Annotated in this window: 16 protein-coding genes and 1 pseudogene; 6 read left to right on the forward strand and 11 right to left on the reverse strand. The window is 41.6% G+C overall.

Annotated elements, in window-relative coordinates; all coding sequences use genetic code 11:
• Nucleotides 1–483 precede the first annotated feature (483 nt).
• The gene (locus EAE91_RS08115; protein WP_214088044.1) at nt 484–1110 is read left to right on the forward strand and encodes an RES family NAD+ phosphorylase; all 627 of its coding nucleotides are present in this window, start codon (nt 484–486) and stop codon (nt 1108–1110) included.
• Nucleotides 1111–1150: 40 nt separating this feature from the next.
• On the opposite strand, the gene EAE91_RS08120 is transcribed toward EAE91_RS08115, so the two are convergent.
• Complete coding sequence (locus EAE91_RS08120) at nt 1151–1840, reverse strand: hypothetical protein (protein WP_244868734.1); 690 nt, start codon at nt 1838–1840, stop codon at nt 1151–1153.
• Between the two features lie 179 nt (nt 1841–2019).
• Here EAE91_RS08120 and EAE91_RS08125 point away from each other — a divergent pair.
• Nucleotides 2020–2896, forward strand: a pseudogene (locus EAE91_RS08125) (IS982 family transposase).
• Nucleotides 2897–3143: 247 nt separating this feature from the next.
• Here EAE91_RS08125 and EAE91_RS08130 read toward each other — a convergent pair.
• From EAE91_RS08130 to EAE91_RS08145, 4 genes are read right to left on the reverse strand one after another with little or no spacing between them, the layout of a single operon-like run.
• Nucleotides 3144–4523: an ATP-binding cassette domain-containing protein gene (locus EAE91_RS08130; RefSeq protein ID WP_214088046.1), complete on the reverse strand. Its 1380-nt coding sequence runs from the start codon at nt 4521–4523 to the stop codon at nt 3144–3146.
• A complete protein-coding gene (locus EAE91_RS08135; RefSeq protein ID WP_214088047.1) occupies nt 4514–5392 on the reverse strand; it encodes an SAM-dependent methyltransferase in 879 nt (292 codons plus the stop codon). Before EAE91_RS08135 ends, EAE91_RS08130 begins: the two co-directional genes overlap by 10 nt.
• Nucleotides 5392–6264, reverse strand: a complete 873-nt coding sequence (locus tag EAE91_RS08140; RefSeq protein WP_214088048.1) for an aKG-HExxH-type peptide beta-hydroxylase — start codon at nt 6262–6264, stop codon at nt 5392–5394. The genes EAE91_RS08135 and EAE91_RS08140 overlap by 1 nt, the downstream gene beginning before the upstream one ends.
• Nucleotides 6265–6323: 59 nt before the next feature.
• Nucleotides 6324–6461, reverse strand: a complete 138-nt coding sequence (locus EAE91_RS08145; RefSeq protein ID WP_011146464.1) for a hypothetical protein — start codon at nt 6459–6461, stop codon at nt 6324–6326.
• 355 nt (nt 6462–6816) lie between these two features.
• Here EAE91_RS08145 and EAE91_RS08150 point away from each other — a divergent pair, with 355 nt between their 5' ends.
• Nucleotides 6817–8424: an ABC transporter substrate-binding protein gene (locus EAE91_RS08150; RefSeq protein WP_214088049.1), complete on the forward strand. Its 1608-nt coding sequence runs from the start codon at nt 6817–6819 to the stop codon at nt 8422–8424.
• A gap of 110 nt (nt 8425–8534) precedes the next feature.
• On the opposite strand, the gene hcaD is transcribed toward EAE91_RS08150, so the two are convergent.
• Genes hcaD through hcaE form a run of 6 tightly spaced genes read right to left on the reverse strand, consistent with a single transcriptional unit; the run spans nt 8535 to nt 13708 of the window.
• Complete coding sequence (gene hcaD, locus EAE91_RS08155; protein WP_214088050.1) at nt 8535–9704, reverse strand: phenylpropionate dioxygenase ferredoxin reductase subunit; 1170 nt, start codon at nt 9702–9704, stop codon at nt 8535–8537.
• Between the two features lies 1 nt (nt 9705).
• On the reverse strand, nt 9706–10659 hold the full coding sequence (locus EAE91_RS08160; RefSeq protein ID WP_214088051.1) for a 3-carboxyethylcatechol 2,3-dioxygenase: 954 nt from the start codon (nt 10657–10659) through the stop codon (nt 9706–9708).
• Entirely contained in the window at nt 10649–11491 is an 843-nt protein-coding gene (gene hcaB / locus EAE91_RS08165) for a 3-phenylpropionate-dihydrodiol/cinnamic acid-dihydrodiol dehydrogenase (protein WP_214088052.1), read from the reverse strand. Before hcaB ends, EAE91_RS08160 begins: the two co-directional genes overlap by 11 nt.
• Nucleotides 11491–11808 (reverse strand): 3-phenylpropionate/cinnamic acid dioxygenase ferredoxin subunit, encoded by a 318-nt coding sequence (gene hcaC / locus EAE91_RS08170; protein WP_049581681.1) that lies wholly within the window; start codon nt 11806–11808, stop codon nt 11491–11493. The genes hcaB and hcaC overlap by 1 nt, the downstream gene beginning before the upstream one ends.
• A complete protein-coding gene (gene hcaF, locus EAE91_RS08175) occupies nt 11808–12350 on the reverse strand; it encodes a 3-phenylpropionate/cinnamic acid dioxygenase subunit beta (RefSeq protein ID WP_214088053.1) in 543 nt (180 codons plus the stop codon). Before hcaF ends, hcaC begins: the two co-directional genes overlap by 1 nt.
• The gene (gene hcaE / locus EAE91_RS08180) at nt 12347–13708 is read right to left on the reverse strand and encodes a 3-phenylpropionate/cinnamic acid dioxygenase subunit alpha (protein ID WP_214088054.1); all 1362 of its coding nucleotides are present in this window, start codon (nt 13706–13708) and stop codon (nt 12347–12349) included. The genes hcaF and hcaE overlap by 4 nt, the downstream gene beginning before the upstream one ends.
• Before the next feature lie 136 nt (nt 13709–13844).
• Between hcaE and hcaR the strand changes: the two genes are divergently transcribed.
• The 3 genes from hcaR (at nt 13845) to EAE91_RS08195 (ending at nt 16594) form a co-directional block, all read left to right on the forward strand.
• Complete coding sequence (gene hcaR, locus EAE91_RS08185) at nt 13845–14723, forward strand: DNA-binding transcriptional regulator HcaR (protein WP_214088055.1); 879 nt, start codon at nt 13845–13847, stop codon at nt 14721–14723.
• 119 nt (nt 14724–14842) lie between these two features.
• Nucleotides 14843–15742: an alpha/beta fold hydrolase gene (locus EAE91_RS08190; protein WP_214088056.1), complete on the forward strand. Its 900-nt coding sequence runs from the start codon at nt 14843–14845 to the stop codon at nt 15740–15742.
• Nucleotides 15743–15811: 69 nt separating this feature from the next.
• Nucleotides 15812–16594, forward strand: a complete 783-nt coding sequence (locus tag EAE91_RS08195) for a fumarylacetoacetate hydrolase family protein (RefSeq protein WP_214088057.1) — start codon at nt 15812–15814, stop codon at nt 16592–16594.
• Nucleotides 16595–17103 lie beyond the last annotated feature (509 nt).

The following is a 17103-nucleotide window of genomic DNA, read 5'->3' on the forward strand; positions in this document are numbered from 1 at the left end:
TAATTTTCCATACCACATTCGGCTGTAATATCATGACAAATCCTGAGAATTTATTTATCATCAACTCATTATTCTATTTAATAAAGCATATCATTGTATAAAAACAAAATAAAAATAATAGCTTTAATTATTACGAAATTGTTTATTTCATCACATATAAATTCAATTATTATATTAATAATTCAGAAGTACAATTAAATAAAAGAAAATAATAAATATTTCATATTATTCTCGTGAATGAGTACATTAACAATGAATACATTAATATTGTCCTACCGCATATTCTCACGGCTAACTGACAGCATACAATGAGGTACATTTTTCAATCATTTTCTGTATCAAAACATATACCCTGCCCCGTTGTCTGTAATATACTGACACAACTGGATAAATACACAGCCTTGCGCGTCTTCGCTGTCCAGTTAATGTAATAAAACCGGAGGCAACATATGGCTGAAACAGGCAAGAATACAGGAGTGTTCAGTGGTAACAAAATCAGAGGCAAGCCCTGACTCAGTGACAAAGCAACAATTAGACACCCTCACCATCGATAAAATTACGCAAAGTATCATTATCATCTCAGTCGGCACAGTTTTTTACCGACTACAAGAGGGTGAACACGGAGGCAGTGGCGTATTCTTTAACCTCGATGGAGAACATACCCGGTACGGGTTAACGAACGGCACAGTTGGTAATTTATATCTTGCCAACTCGCCAAGAACATCGATGAAGGAGGTGTTTCAAAGTCTGCCAGCCATAACAGACCGGGAACTGGATGGGTACCATATGGCTACATTAGTGACAGAGAAAGATTTACGCATTGTAGACATTACCCGGCTTGCGCCGAAAATGCATATCACCGCCCATCAGCTAACTGGCACAGACTATCGGATCACACAGCAACTCGCGGCGAAGCTGTCACCGCACGCGGATGGGCTGGCCTACATGTCCAACGTCACGCTTGAGCCTTGCATCGTGCTCTGGCATGACGAGCCTTCTGGTAAAGACGTGATACGCACCGAAGAACTTAAAGTGCTCAGGGAATTTGAGTATGAAGGAGAAATTGCCGAAGATATCCTGGTGAACGACCTGGATATCCCCGTAATATGACAAAAGGGGGAGCTAGCATGTGCCTGTTCCCCTTCTTTATTTATGCAGCATCTTGAGTGCCAAACAACTTGGCTAAGCGGATTATCTGTTGAAGCTTATCATCCGAAACATCCTCTCTCAGCAAATCAATAACAGTGAACTCTTGACCTTCTGGTAAACGATGATCCAGTACATTACGTTTCTGCACGAAAAATCCGTACTGCATCACACCGCTAAAGTGATTGAGATGAAACAGAATCTCCGCCACCCCCCTGAGCACACCTTTTTCGCCTTTGCTTTCATCATCGGTGAACTGAAAAGCCGGATAAATAAACTCACCATCGTATTCCAAGGCCAGTAATTTACCGGTGTCCTTTTTCTTTTTAACGGTTACTTTACTGACACCTAGCAAACTCGCCACCTCGGCCGAATTTAACACACCGCCGTTTTCACGCACATTATCAAAAAAGCGCGCTCGGCTACGCACACGATTGAGTAACCTCTTCTTTTCCGGCGTCAGTTCAGCAAGCGCCCGTGCCGGTATCGCCAAAAACAACATATTCATCAGAAACTGATTATCCGGCAACGCTAGCTGACGCTTGATGTTAGCCTTACCTTTACTGCGAATACCATCAGCCAGTTCCTTAATAATATTCTCAAGGCGATCAGCCGCGGCATTAGCGTCGTCATACTCATCATGAGGTGCCGACACGTTATTATCGAATCTGGTTTTCCTATACAAAGTTTGCATGACGCACCTCAAGTTAACGATTGATATAATCAAGAATATACATACAATCGTTAACCAATGCAAATTTTAATCAGTCTGTACACTAACTTAACCTGAAGTTTGCTTAAGAAGGGAACCAAGTGCCTGAGGCACGATCAAAGTTTTTGTCAAAGAAAACAAAATCGTGGAGATCCTCAGGCATGTTTAATTTAGAAGAACTTTACTGCTGCATCGATGACTTTTGCCAAAAATTTATTCCTCTCTGGCATCAACAGTTAATTGAACATGGTTTGCTCAAACGTCGCCGCGAAGCTTCCCTTTCTCTCAGTGAAGTCATGACGATACTCATTTTGTTCCACATGAGCCATTATCGTGATTTTAAAACGTTTTATATTCAGCATGTTAAACACTATCTTCAGGCCGATTTTCCCCGGTTGGTCAGCTACACCCGGATGTTAACCTTGAAGCAAAGGGCGCTCATTCCCCTCTGTGCTTTTCTTTCGTCACGCAAGGCTGAAACCCAGGGGATCGCTTTTATTGATTCAACCAAAATTACCGTTTGCCACAATCTCCGTATTCCCGTCATCGCGTATTTCAGGGCGTCGCACAGCGAGGGAAAACGAGTACAGGCTGGTTTTATGGCTTTAAACTTCATCGGGTTATCAATGATTGTGGTGAACTTTTGGCGGTTAAGTTGACCTCAGGAAATAAAGATGATCGTCATCCCGTCAAAGCACTGGTACAAGGGTTAACAGGGTGTTTGTATGGCGATAAAGGGTATTGTCACAGGCTTTGTGCGATGAACTGGAAGAAGAAGGAATAACGTTAATCACTCATGTCCGTAGTAACATGAAGGCAAAAGCGTTATCTCTCTGGGATAAGCTGATGTTAAGAAGGCGATTTTTGATATAAACGGTCGTGGATCAGCTCAAAAATATTTCGCAGATAGCGCATTCAAGACACCGCAGTCAGCTCGGTTTTTTATTGGAAATCGTCGCTGGCTTAATTGCTTATACATTCCAACCTAAAAAACCGAGCTTGAATTTACGGGATTGTGATATCGCTATTTTTAAATGAAGCTGAGATTAACTTACCGATCCTTTGTGCTCAAATTTACATCTATTTTTGCCACTTTCTAATGGCCTTATTGTCCATAGGGTTGATGCTACCGTAGCTATGGGAAAACGATGTTCTTCATTACTAGTGAGCAATGAAGCGCTAGAAGGTTTCATGGTAAATTAGGATGTATAATAATTTTGACACATCGCTGCATCCGTCTAAAGTAGATTATCTTTACCTTAGAAAGGTACTCCCAAAGAGTCGCTTACACGTTGTGGCGAACTTCTATAATTAGCAGAGACTCACTTAGCTTATCGATAAGCTCGCTGAATACCTGACGAGATTGAATATCTAAATTAGCATCCCACTCATCTAACATCAGGATCTCTATCTTATCCACTGCCTTAACAGAGATTTCCTTAAGAAATTCCCGCAGTTCCTGCCCAGTCGACAGATTCTTTTCATTAGTTTTTTCAAAAACAAGTTCATGATGTGCCGGAAGGTAATAAGCCGACTCACCCAGCTGCTCCTTGAGCCAGCAAAGAAAAGTAGACTTACCCACTCCATTTGGCCCTCTAATTGTGATTCGGCCAGACGACGGAACTGGCTTAATAATAAGTTCTTTTAAACTCGCCAAGTCTGGCAAAGTGCCATGAGTTTCGTATTTCAAGCGATTCCATTGGATTCGCTCCTCCAGATTCTGCGATGTCCTTGGAGTCTCTACAGCCTGTCCTAACCCCTTGAGCCTCGCACTCAATGCCGACCAACTCGTAGAATAGAAAATCACGACATATGCGTGCTGAAGAATAAGAACTTGGCGAGGTAAGGTTGCAACTAAAACCGTGAGAACAGGAGGATTGTCCATATTTTCCAAGAAGAGAACACTTGTCCAGACAAGTACCGGTGCCATCATTAGTAGCATTCCCAACGCTGAAGCAAGATTATTCCAGTATTGGCTACGAACCGCTGTTCCTAAAGCCAAACTCTGTCGGACCTTCAGTTCACTTTGATAAATAGACTGATTGTATTTATTGCCCAATAGGAAATTGTCCCACGCCAAAGATAAAACACGTTGAAGGGCTGTTCTGGCAGATTGAGCTTCTGTTCCCTTTGCATGAATTCTTTTTCTAAAGAAAAAAATGACGCTCGAAACAAAGGCAAGACCAACAAGGTAGGACCATGCAATCGACGTATCAAGGACAAAAGAAAGGGCAAGTACATTCAATGAAACATTTAGAACAACAGAGGCCCAATCAAAGATAAATTTGGAACTTTCATTAAAAACCAAAAACCCTTCTGAGGACACATAGGGCAAATGATAGTCTTTAAACTCTTTACTCGTTCGAATAGAAGCCCGATTCCAGAAATTAAGACGAAACCTTTCGACATATTTCTCAAGTGCAAGAAACTTAGACTTCTCAAGAAAAACAGCAGCTAAGCTAGAAGGAATATAGACGAGTGTAAGAGAAAGTATAAAAAGGACAAGATACAGAGTAAAATTCTCATTGGCACTTACCTGTTTTGCCAGCCCCGCTATCCAATAAGTAGAGGAGGCCACAATTAACTGTTGGACAATAAGAAAAATCAAAGCAAAGGCAAATGCTTTATTAATTAAAAATTCAATAGCCGACTTTTTTACTTCCATCTTAATCTTATTTTTCTTTCAGTAGATACAAACTTCAATTGTCCACTAGAGATTCCCTTGGGAATTCCTGCATAACTGTGAAGCCAGTGCGTCTTAGGTTCGAATACGTAATTACTTAACTTAACACCGTCTGCAAGCTCAGCCTCAAAATAAAAATGGATAGCATTTGCACGTTGAGACGCCTTGCATTCGACGGAATACTCTGTGTCTGAGTTCTTATCCAGTCCAAGATTAAATCGACGAATGAGTTTTGGTTCAGAGCAAACTTCCACTCCATCTGATTTGATAATTTTTTTTCTAATCAAATTGCAGAATAAGCGTTCAAACTCGGACACTAGTTCTGCCGGAACAGGACCAAATCGAGAGGCGTAACTACTCAATAAAAGATCAAAATCGGCGTTTAGTTCAGGCAAGTGTATAAACTGATATTTAAGACTCACTTTAGAAGGAATCAGCATTTTGATACTTGGGTGTCTAGTACAAAAATCGTGGCAGATCTCAACAATACCTTCATCGATTCCAAAATAACCCAAGGTTTCTGTCACAAGAACATCCGGCAGATTCTTCAACTGGACATCAAAAGATTTTTTGCTAATGTACTGGATATTTTTACTTAAACCCCTATTGAGTATTTGAGCAACAATACTACTAGCTTCCAACATGTCTATATAAGTAACCAATCCATTAGTTTTCTGAGCTAACATCTGAGTTAGAACTCCAGTCCCTCCCCCTAAATCAACTACATGAGAATCCTCTTGAACAATTCGATCGATTGCAGTTTTGAAGCAGTTCAAACGATGTTCATCAGCAAGCATTCTCGAATGGTACAAAAGTGGAAATGTTTCCATAGAGCCTTTTATTTCAACCATTATGCAAGCTTCTTCTCTCGTCCTACCATTAGATCAAGATACCCCTGACACTTCTTCATAATTGACTGGCCTCTTTCCGTGATTAAATCCCTATAGTTAGGAAGATCAGCCAAAGAATTTAATGCCTCCAGCGCCTGTGTAAGCATCTTATCCGATGGCGGATGAACGTGGCATTTTTCTGGTTCTCCGAGATAGTTTCGTCTCACCAAGAGAACTTCTACAGCTACGACGATACTATGAAAGACTTTATCGATAGGGCGCTTAATGTTGAGTATTGCTGATTTTGCAAAATTGGCTTCATTCTGGAGAAGCTTGTAGTCATGGAAGTGCAAGTATCTGAGTTCGTCTATAAAAACTAGATTATGAGTAAGTTCATGGACCAACAATTCCGTGAGATCTTGTACGTGCCAGTGTTTACGGCTGTTAATCCAAATCACACCCACAGCGTTCGAGGTAGAACCGCCCCCTGAATTCTTTGAGTCTCTCAGAAATAAACTATCTATCGCCATCTGAAATACAGCGTATATCTGTGGCATCCTTAGCTTCAATTCTTCTAATGCAGCTAACAAAAACTCCAGTCGTTGCTTACGAACATCGTCTTTCAGACTATCGCCAATCAGAGATGATTGATCTCTATCATTTAGCAAAGCGTCTGTTCGATAAAGCTCTACCAGCTTGTCTTCCATCTCAGGGGTCTCGACTATCTGAGTTCCTACACTCTCTAACCGCGGAACGTTGGGTTGATAGCCCTTTAAAAAATTATGAAATCCAAGCTCCAATTCTTCAGACGTTTTGGGAGCTATTTTTGATTTTAATGCACTAAGAACAGCTAGATTTCTGTAAACCTCGTTAATACCAATGAGGTGTATCATACTATACCCCCTTTGAAAAAAGAGGGGATACTGTCGAATCAAATCCCCCCTATTTATAATTAGACCAAATCATCATAAGCGATCATTCGAACATGAACGAAACAGCCTTCCTCATTTCGCATAACTTCAACATTGTCTTGTGCTTGTATGAAATCAAGTTCGTTTAGATCTTCTAAAATCTGTTCAAGAGTAGCCATATTTTTCCCCTTTTTTACCGTGGTTAAAGATAAAAGTAGAAGTTGATCAGAGTTCTGTCAATTGAGTATTTACAAAAAATTCATGGGACGAAGCTAAGCTATAGCCGCCTAGTTACAGTTATAAACATGTGAATATGCTTGACCACTACTCATTCCTCTTGGTAGAACAAGTCATAAACAGGAATCTCAGACTATTGAATACAACCATAGGATCTGGCCGAATATCATTCGCTTACGTCTTTATTCCATTAAATTTAAAACTAAAATCCCATTTACAGAAGAAATAATATCGGGTATTGCTTAATTTTTTTATAGTATCAATCTGAAAAAATGCATTATTATTGGAGAAATTACGATGAAAAAAACAATAAAAAACATATCATTATTCACAGGAATAATAATTGGAAACTTAACATTATCTTATGCGGCAATTATTCCACCCGGTACACAACTGGCAACCAACCAGAATATTGTTCGTCATAATGGCTCAGAACCTGCTTCTCTTGACGTGCATAAAGTTGAAAGCGATGTTGAGTTTGATATTATAAACGACTTTTTTAGTGGCTTAATTAGTATAGGAAATGATGGTAAGTTTAATCCTAATTTAGCTATCCGTTGGGAAACTAACGATAATAAAACCTGGGTGTTTCATCTAAGAGAAGGAATAAAATGGTCTGATGGTTCACCTATTACCGCTCACGATGTGGTTTTTAGTTGGAGACGTTTAATTGATCCTCAAATGGCATCCCCGTATGGCAGTTATATTGAAAACATGTATATAGTCAATGCTAAAGATATTCTTGCTGGTAAGAAAAAAACCGATGAATTAGGTGTAAAAGCATTAGATAATTTAACGGTAGAAGTAACATTAGAGCAACCGTTATCCTATTTTTTAAATATGCTGGCACATCCAGTGATGGTTCCTATCAGCCAGAAAGCGGTTGAGAAGTATGGTGAAAAATGGACTCAACCGAATATGTTTGTCAGTAGCGGCCCATTTAAACTCTCTGAATGGATCGTCAATGAGAAGGTAATTGGCATCAGGAATCCACAATATTGGGATAATGAACACACCGTGATTAATAAAGTCACCTATCTTAACGTAACATCAGAAACAGCAGTGGTGAACCGTTATTTAGCAGGAGAAATAGATATTACCAAGGGTATCCCATCGGTTTTATTTAAATCATTAAAAAACAAGTTAGGCAGCCAGGTCCATATTTCACCTAAATTATCTGTTTATTATTACGAATTTAACACCCAAAAAGCCCCTTTTAACGATATTAGAGTCAGACAAGCATTAAATCTGGCTTTAGACAAAGACATCATAACCAATAAAGTTTTGGGGCAAGGCCAAAAGCCAGCCTATAATAATACTCCACCAAACGCAGGAGGAATGAACTTAAAACAGCCTGATTATGCATCATGGACGCTGGCAAAAAGAATTGAAAAAGCCCGGCAGTTATTGAATGAAGCCGGTTATAACAGAAATAACCCATTGAAATTTAATCTTCTTTACAATACATCGGAGGATCATAAAAGGATTGCTATTGCAGCTACCTCAATGTGGAAGAAAAATCTGGGCGTAGATGCTGTCTTACAAAATCAAGAATGGAAAACAATGTTAGACACCATGCATCAAAGTAACTTTGATTTGGTAAGACACGCATGGATAGCTGATTACGATAATCCTGCTTCGTTTTTAAATAATTATGTCACCAATAGTTCTAATAATACATCATTATATCATAACGATATTTATGATGATCTGATTAGTAAGGCCAAAGCAACAAACGACATAGAATATTTCCAGCAAGCACAAGATATTCTTACAAGAGATGTCCCGTCAATTCCTATTTATTACTATGTTAGTGCCAGATTAGTAAAACCTTATATTGGTGGATACTATATCAGCCCTCTCGGTCTTATGTCATCGAAAGATCTTTATGTTATTAAACATTAATAAGACATCGTTGTAATATTAAAATAAAGATTACGGTTTTTAACCGTAATCTTTTTCAGAGGCAATCATATTCTTAAGGGTAAATACGGGCAAATCTAACCTATCCAATACTACACCGGAACAACCGTAGGATTAGCAAGTAATTTACGTAAATTGCGCATTTCCCTTCCCTGATTAATCGCCACAGCACCCACTAAGATTTCATTTTCTGTACCAAATAAAATGGCCTTATCTGATTGCAAATCACCCTGAACATGCCACTCTTCAGCCTGCATGTTGCCAACCATCTGGATGTTAATACCCCACTGATCGGTCCAGAACCACGGAGCGCCCGGCCGCGGGGGTTCCAACCCCATCATGGCGTGTGCGGCAATAGTCGCTTGACGGTTAGCATTTTCCCAGGTTTCACGGCGCTGGAGATCACCAGTCAGTGGTTCCCTCTGGAGGCAAACATCCCCGGCAGCGAAAATATCCGGTTCAGAAGTCTGGCAACGGCTGTCAATGACGATACCGCCATTAGTCACCAAACCAGCATCAGCGGCAAGCTGATCCCTGAATTCAGCGCCGATACCATAAATAATAATATCTCCGATCACCTTTTCACCGGTGTTCAATATAAGCACTAATTCACTTCCTTGCTTTTGTGCGGAAACAATATTGGCATCAAGGAAGAACTGCACCCCCTTTTCCTGATGACGATTCAAAAGATAATCCTGTAATAACGGCGGAGCACAACGCCCCATGATGTTATCAGCCTGTTCGATAACCGTAACATTTGCCCCTAATTCACAGGAGGTTGCCGCCAGCTCCAAGCCAATCACTCCACCACCAACAATCAAAATCCGTTTGTCTTTTTTCACCGCCTGGCGTAAGCGTTGCGCATCATCCAACGTTCTCAGGGTATAAATATTTTCACCCAGTTGATCAAGTAGCGGAAATCGTCTGGCTCTTGCCCCCATAGCAAGCAGGAGTTTGTCATATCTGAGCTCGCCGCCATTTTCTAAAACAATGCAATGTCTTGATGGCATAATCTGGCTGACCGATTGCCCTATGCGTAGGTCTATCTGGTTTTTCAGATAAAAATCTTCGGAGAACAGATACTTCGGCGCTTCCTCTGGGTTGATTAAATACTCTTTTGATAAAATTGGCCGCTCGTAAGGCGCATGATATTCCTTACCAATTAAAATAATATCGCCATCAAACTGCTGCTGTCTTAAGGTTGCGGCGGCCATCGCCCCCGCTTGCCCTGCTCCAACGATAATAAAAGTCTGATTTCGCATATTACGCTCCTATCTGAGTTACAGGTTGAGCACTGACCATTGCCATCCCTGCCAGCCACTCCTTAATAGGTTGGTAATAATGCCGTTGCGCTTTATATTCGCCATAAACAGAAAGCGCCGCAAAAGCCGCAATCCAACAACGAATTTCCTGTCCACCTTTCCCGCCCTGAATGGCGATGCCTCCCTCGGTTAATGAAGCAAGACGCCGAATATCGCCACTACAAAAAATACGCAATAACTCGTCATCCCACTGTGGATTCAACGGAGCAACGATATTCTCGTCACGAGCCAACGATTTTCCAACCTCAATTACCCGGTTTTGCCGTTTTTGACGCGCTTCTTTTGTCGGATTTCTTCCGGCAATCAGTCCTTCCTCAACTTCCGCTGGCACTTGTCCCATCTGGGGTATCGGTGGATCATGTGATAATCCACCGGAACCTAGCAGCAATACCCGCTGATCGGTGGTGAATATGAATTGACCAACCGCACGACCTAGCGCAACCGCACGACGGCATGTCGGCAATGGTTTAGCTGCACAGTTAATAAATATTGGGATGGTTGGATAACGCTGTAAATCTTGACAAAGCAGCATCAATGGTTGAGTAAAACCGTGATCAGCCTGCATACGCCAGGACTGGGCAACATCAATATCAGCGTTATACAAGGCGGAAATTAAATCCTTCGCTGTGTTCTCAGGAACATTGAGTGGACCTTTGCCAATATCCCAATCCCCCACTGCATTCGCCCTTACTCCAACGCAAAATGCCGGCATGAGATCATAAAAAAAACCATTAAAATGGTCAGGAGCGAAAATCACTATCAATTGTGGATCGTAGGCTTTTATCTGTTCAGCCAATTGCTGAAAAACCTGCCGAACATGCTTTTGTGTCGTTTCTGGCGGAGAACCAAAATCCATCAAAGGCGTGTGTGAAGTACAAATCAATTTAACAGTCATTTGAACTCTCCTTTTTGTTCGGAGACATCACCCCTGCTGTCGTTTGACGAATACCGCGAATACTTAATCCGGCATCAGCCGTTATCATCACTCCCGTTAAAGTACGGTTATTGGCACGAGAAGCCAGCATGACATACGGACCAGTGAAATCTTCTGGTTGAGGTATGAATTGCAAAGGCAAAATCGCACCGAGACTTTCTAATGACAGGTTATCTGTAATACATCTATCTTGCTGAGATAGTGAAGCCGCCCCACGAAGATCACTTGGCATACCACAAGGCGCAACACCATTAACCCTGATAACTGGCGCTAATTCATAAGCTAACTGGCGGATCATGCCGACCACACCGTGCTTGCTGGCGGTATACAACACACCACCACCACCAGAAAACCATGACGAGTTTGACAATGTAAAAATCATGCTGCCTTCTGATGCGGTTAACGCCGGTAATGCGGCTTTAGCCCCTAGAATATATCCTTTCAGGTTCACACCCATCAGCTCATCAAATCCTTTATCAATCTGCTCTGGTGAGGCGTCAAGCAGGCTGATTTTGTGATCCCATATTCCGGCATTACCAACAAAGCAGTCTAATTTGCCAAAACGCCGAACAGTTTCAGCCACTGCTCGTTCATTGTCCTCAAAAGAAGCAGCATCACCGTGAACAACACAAATATCGTTACCAAAACAGTGCGCCAAAGCGGTCGCTTTTTCTGCCGATAGCTCCAAAACGCCCACTTTAGCGCCTTCAACAATAAAACGTTCTACTAAAGCCAAACCTAAACCGGAGCCACCGCCTGTTAATAAAATGACTTGATCTTTGATCCAACTCATTATTGCTCCTCCGATACAGTGATATAAATGTTTCCGTCTTTAACAACAACAGGATAGGTCTTCAATGGATCTGTTGCAGGAAGGCAAAGAGCCTTCCCGGTTCTGAGACAAAAACTGGCCGTATGCAGTGGACACTCAACTGTCGCATTGTCTTCCAAATACCCTTCGGATATCGAGGCATTACCATGACTGCACCGGTCATCAACAGCAAAGAATTCGCCATCATAGTGAAACAGCGCAATATCCGGTGTGTATTCAACCTTACGCGCTTCTCCGTCGGGCAATTCTTCAACCGTACATACGAATAATTGGCTCATCAGAATAAGACACTCAAGTTATGGAAAGTTAAGACTGCCTGATCCAAAGTAATTTCACGTTTGCAAACCAGCCAGCTATCCGTTTTCGGATTACGGCGAACACAATCCAGCCGTTTTCCAACATAAAAAGCTTCATCTCGCTCTTTTTGTGAACGGTACAGCAAATAATTGGACTGAACATGAAATTGGTCAGGCAAATCCGTTTCAGTAATCACTAAGTTTGTCAGTAAATGACGTGTACGGGATGGGGGTTCTTCTGCCCACGCCATACCGGTTTCCAACCGGGCTATCCGGCGTTCAAGCTGAAATTTATTATCATTGAACAACCAAGTGGTTGGCGGCTGGATACTCTTACGGCGATCGCGGGTTTGAGCATTAACAATGGTGCGCATGGTATAGCTGAGATCTTCTGATAACAACTCAAGCCAATCACGAAATTTCCACTCATCCAGTAATGCAATTTCGTAATACAAGAACTGGCTTATTTCATAGTGCAGTTCCGGCGATACCCTTTTTTCCTGATTAACAATTAATTCTTTCATTTGACCAACTCCTGCTGATAAACCCGGCTTTTTTCCTCTACTTCATCCCAGGTTTCACTGGTGAGTAAGTCAGCCCAACGCTGATACATGCCACGGGCAACAGTTTCGGAAAAAACATAATTGGTCACACCCGGAATTCCATCATCCCGCACTCTTTCTTGTCCCAACCTCATTTCCATACACAATGCGCTGTTACGGGCTTTGTAACCTCTAAGTACCTTCTGGATTTCTACCCAATTTTCTGAATCATCCTGTTCGAGAAAACCTGCCGGACCAAATGCACGGGTAGTACTGTTCTCAAAAGCGGCTTTTACTTCCGGAGAAGCGGCTTTATCTGCGATGCAGAATGCCCACACTTCCACCTGATCAGGTCCACGTGGATGCCACACCCGCATAGTTGCGGTACCGTTAAGCCAGGAAAGTGTCGGGAAGATATTGTTGTGACCGGCAAGACGCCGTGCCCTGACTTTCCCCAGTCGCTGCTCTGCCTCAGCATAGGTTTCACGGTAGTAACGGGCAACGGCACCATCAACCCAAACATTGGCATCGGGTTTTTCAGTCAGGAAAAATCCACAACCGTGACCATTCTGAGCAAATTGCACGGCATCTTTTGCCGTTTCCCAAACTGGCCGTGAAGTCTGATCAGCACCTAATGCTTTGTTACTGTCGCCCTCTTTTACACTTAAAACCTGTACAGCGGAGGCATGACTGAATAAAGCATGGTATTGATCACCGGCAAACTGTTCAGCGGGTAATTTCCAGTTACAATTAATCACCCACTTTTGCACCCCACCAATAACCTCAGTTCCTCCTTCACGGCGATCAAGCGCACCATCAAGATACCAAGCCATATCACCAAGATAATCAATCAGGGAGGGGGCTGTCGTATCCCAGTTACCAAAAATCAATCCCTTATAACTTTCCACACACGGCACTTCCTGAAGTCCCCATTGCTCTTTGCAAAGCCCATGTGGATAAGCACACGCTTCTAACGGAACGTCGATTAGGCTCCCATCCACACCATATGACCAACCATGATAAGGGCAAGTAAATGCACGGGTATTACCGCTATCCGCGTAACAAACCCGCATGGAACGATGGCGACACTGGTTAAGGAAAGCTTTGACGGAACCATCTTTCTGGCGGACAACAACAACACTGTCCTCTCCCATATAAGTATTGAAAAAATCACCCGGCTTGGGGATTTGGCTCTGATGAGCTAGAAACAGCCAACAACGGCCAAATATTCTTTCGAGTTCTAACTGATAGAGCTCGGGATCGATATAAATCTGAGGAGTTACACGACCGGCTCGGGCATCAATCAGGCGGTAAATATCTGAATTTTTGCTCAATGTCATATTATTTTATCCTCAAGTAAAAGAAAGGTTGACTTTTTGCCAACATGCAAAATGAATGCTATTAATAGATTAATATTTTGTGAAATACATTGTTTGTTTAAATTGAGACTTTTTTTCGATATGTGAGGAAACGGCAATGGAATTAAGACACTTACGCTATTTTATTGCAGTGGCAGAAGAATTAAACTTTACTAAAGCCGCAAAAAAGCTACATACTGCACAACCTTCATTAAGTCAACAAATAAAAGATTTAGAAGATTATATTGGTTCCACACTATTAGAGAGAAATAAACGCAGAGTCTCTCTAACCAAAGCGGGAGAAGTTTTTTTCCAACAAGCCAGGCTTATTCTTGATAATGCAGAAAAAGCAAAAAAAATGGCACGCAGAGCGGCGCAAGAACAAATTGTGCTAACTATTGGATTTGTCCCATCAGCAGAAGTTAAAGTATTACCAGAAGTCATCCCAATATTTCGCTTGGCTCATCCTGGAGCAAAAGTAGAACTTATTAGTTTATTTAATCCAGGACAAGAAGAGAAATTATTACAAGGTGACATTGATGTCGCTTTCATGCGTCCGCCAATAAAGAGTGATTACATTGATTTTAAAGTCATTCTTAATGAACCGCTGGTGGTTCTGATGCCTGCTAATCACAGGCTAAGATATTGTGAGAAAATTTCAGTCAACGACCTACACGGAGAAAATTTTATTATTCCCGATCCAACACAATCTGGCGTATTACAACAGATTATAGAAAATTACTTTACCGAACATAATGTCGTTCCTAATATTATTCAAACAGCTAATAATATGCTATTAATCTTAAACATGGTTAGTCTGAATTTAGGGTGTGCAATAGTACCACTCTATATTACCAGCATCATGACAGACGCCGTTATTTGCCGCCCATTATCAGGCTATTCTCCAACAATAGAATTAATAATGGCATGGCGAAAAGACAACACATCAGAATTATTATCGCACTTAATAGATGTTGTTGAAAATAAATACCTGTAAGAATAAAAATAAGCATCATTGTTTTTACCTTTCAGGCTAGACATATTAAGTATTAGTGAATATTACCGGTTGTCGTTATATTAATAACGTATTAACTTAAAATAAATAAGGGAAATATCATGATGTTATCAGCGAATCCTCAACATAAACCTATACAACCTGAATTACGTTCGCTTTGGTCGGCCATTGCCAGTGGTGAAATCCACCTACATCATCTCAATGTAAAAGGGATAAAAACCCGTGTTCTTGAAGCAGGTAATGGACCTATTCTCATTTTCTTACATGGTATTGCAGGTCATTTAGAAGCTTATATGCGCAACATACTGCCCCATGCTGCCCATTTTCGTGTACTGGCGATCGATATGCTAGGGCATGGCTTCACGGATAAACCTGTCCGTTCCTATGAAATTATCGATTATGTGGAACACCTACGAGATCTTATTGAGACATTAAATCTGAAAAAAATTCACCTTTCTGGCGAGTCGTTAGGTGGATGGGTTGCAGCCCGGTTTGCAGCAAAATATCCGCAATATATTCACCGTCTGGTGTTGAACACAGCAGGTGGCATGATTGCTGATCCAAATGTGATGGAACGCCTGCGCACACTGAGCTTGAATGCAGTGAAAAACCCGGATCGGGAAGCTACCCGCAAGCGTCTTGAATTCCTGATGGAAGATCCTGCTATAGTGACGGAAGACCTGGTTGAAGCCCGTTTTGCCATTTATCGTCAACCGGGAATGTTGTCCGCAATGGAAAACATTATGTGTCTGCAAGATATGGATACCCGCTTACGTAACCTGTTGACCGAAGATGAGCTGGCAAAGATCCAGGCTGAAACCCTAGTGCTATGGACCACACATGATCCGACTGCTGCGGTTTCAGTAGGTCAGCGCCTTGCCGGACTTATCAAAAAGAGCCGTTTTGTCGTGATGGAAAAATGCGGTCACTGGCCTCAATATGAAGACCCGGATACATTCAACCGGCTCCATATCGATTTTTTACTCAACGGCAACAAATAATGTCTCTTTCAAACGAGTGATATTCCAGTTGGAATGTCACTTCTTTGGTTTGATTAGGAGCAACAACAGATGAATAACGTCATAACCCATCTCAGTGAAAAACTATTTCAATCGTGGCAAAATCGCCAAGCTATCGATCCTATCTCTGATGAATATCCAGAACTAACATTACACGATGCCTATCTCATCCAGCAAAAAGTTATTGTTCGCCGGTTGGAAGCAACTGGAGCACAAATTGTCGGTAAAAAGATCGGTATCACTAGCCAGGCAGTTATGGATATATTGGGCGTCAATCAACCCGATTTTGGCATTCTCACCTCAGATATGCATTACAAAAACAACGCCACTGTACCCATTGAGCAATTAATTGCGCCGAAAGCTGAAGGTGAAATTGGCTTTATCCTGAAACACAATCTGAGTGGACCAGGTATTACGGCGGGAGATGTACTCAGAGCAACAGATTATGTCGTGCCCTGTATCGAAATTGTTGACTCCCGTATCCGTGACTGGAAAATAAAAATCACAGATACGATTGCTGATAACGCCTCATCAGGATTATTTGTCATTGGCGATGGTACCCGTTTGCCATCAGAAATTGATTTAGCTGCCGTTACAATAACGCTAGAGAAAAACGGTAAACTGGTTGACACTGGCATTGGTGCCGCTGCACTAGAGCATCCCGCTAACGCTGTTGCCTGGCTAGCAAATATGTTGGGAACACTGAATATGGCATTACTTCATGGAGAAATCATTCTCTCTGGCTCCCTTACCACAATGGTGCCAGTTAATACTGGAGACCAGTTGAAAATTAACTTACTGGGCGTGGGATCTGCCAAGGTAAGTTTCGCCTGAAAAATTAGCCTTAGTTTCTTAATAGGAGTCATAAAAAGCCCCCACCGAAGTCACTACAAAGTTACTAGCAACTTAGTGGCAGGGGCGTAAATGGCTTATTATCATTTTAAGCTTAATTGAAAAATACAATTAATATCTTTATGAGAGTGTGGTAGGTACCAACATCGACTAATTTTTATTAAAATAATTTCAAATTTAAATAATTACCAATAGGTATCATATGGCGTGTCCAAATAGATACATGAACACCGACTCGATTCAAGTAGATGAATAAATTTTCTAGCAATGAAGTCACAAACATATATTCGGCTTCAATGAGCCAAGATGAAAATCCGTATTACCTGCCCTCATTATTTCAGTTGATGCTATAGGGTTAATTCTTATCGCATTAAGTTACGTTTTAACAAATACTTCGCATAATAGGGAGGTAATAATCGAATGGTCTATTGTCGATATTGGTTGCCATCGAAGGACTGGCAAATCTACTTAGTCAGCAACATCATTCACAC

It is taken from the genome of Photorhabdus noenieputensis, from assembly GCF_018448935.1.
Taxonomy (GTDB): Bacteria; Pseudomonadota; Gammaproteobacteria; order Enterobacterales; family Enterobacteriaceae; genus Photorhabdus; species Photorhabdus noenieputensis.